The organism is Paractinoplanes aksuensis (genome assembly GCF_024137025.1).
Lineage (GTDB): Bacteria > Actinomycetota > Actinomycetes > Mycobacteriales > Micromonosporaceae > Actinoplanes > Actinoplanes aksuensis.
In genome coordinates this window covers 1-919 of sequence record NZ_JAMYJR010000094.1, presented here as the reverse complement: position 1 = coordinate 919, position 919 = coordinate 1, and the positions used below count along the sequence as shown (strand labels likewise).

Annotated in this window: 1 protein-coding gene; it reads right to left on the bottom strand. The window is 66.3% G+C overall.

Features of this window, described 5'->3' with window-relative positions; translation table 11 throughout:
- Window positions 1-109: 109 nt before the first annotated feature.
- Window positions 110-778: a transposase family protein gene (locus M1L60_RS48200; RefSeq protein ID WP_253244075.1), complete on the bottom strand. Its 669-nt coding sequence runs from the start codon at window positions 776-778 to the stop codon at window positions 110-112.
- Window positions 779-919: the final 141 nt, after the last annotated feature.

The following is a 919-nucleotide window of genomic DNA, read 5'->3' as shown; positions in this document are numbered from 1 at the left end:
TCGCCGATTCGGCTGGGGCTGGTGGTGGCGTGTCGCAGCGTTTTCCAGCGGCCGGTCAGGATGGCGAAGCCGCGTTCGCCTTGCCGGCGCAGGCCGCGTAGCAGTCGGTTCACGCTGCGGTTGGCGAGTGCGAGGGCTTTGCCGTCGGCGGGCTGCTTGGTGGGGTTTTGATGCCGTGACCTGCGCCGTCGTAGCCGGCGTCGGCCAGTGCCGGCAGGTTCAGCTCGGCTGCGGCCCAGTTCAAGGCGGCGGTGACGCCGAGCTCCCGTGCACAACTGAGATCGTGGAGATGGCCGGGCATCGCGTCGGCTGTCCAGATCGGAAGACCGTCGGGAAGCATGACCGCTTGAATGTTCGCGCCGAGGTCGCGGTGCTTTCCCGAGTACCAAGCGTCGATGGTCGCGCCTTTGACACTGGTGGTGGCCTCGGCCAGGCGGTCGCTGTCGAACAACTTCCCGTCGAGGATGACGAACGCCCAGCCGTCCGCGGCGGCCCGTTCGAGAGCCTCGTGCAAATCGGGTCGTTGCGCGGCCAAGACGCCGATGCCCTCGGCGATGTAGCGGTAGGCCGTCGCTCTCGAGATGCCGAATCCGGCCCCGAGCAGCGCGGTGTCCTCGGCTTTACGGAACCAGATCAGGACCATCAGGGCCTGGTAGTAGCAGGTCAGCGCACGTGTCCGCCGGCGAGTCCCGAGAAGGCGGCGCTGCGCGGCAAGCAGCCGCGCGAGGTAACGCACAAGTTCCCTGGGCACGTCGAGCATGGCAAGATAAGCGATCACGTGGAGCCCTCTCGAAGACCGGTATCTGTCGCAAGAACCTGTCTATCGATGGCTCCACGCCTATATCCAGCACCGCCCGGCCTGTCCAGGTATGCCCGTGTCGCTCAGATCGGGAGCCTTTCCCTCGCTGAGATCACCTCA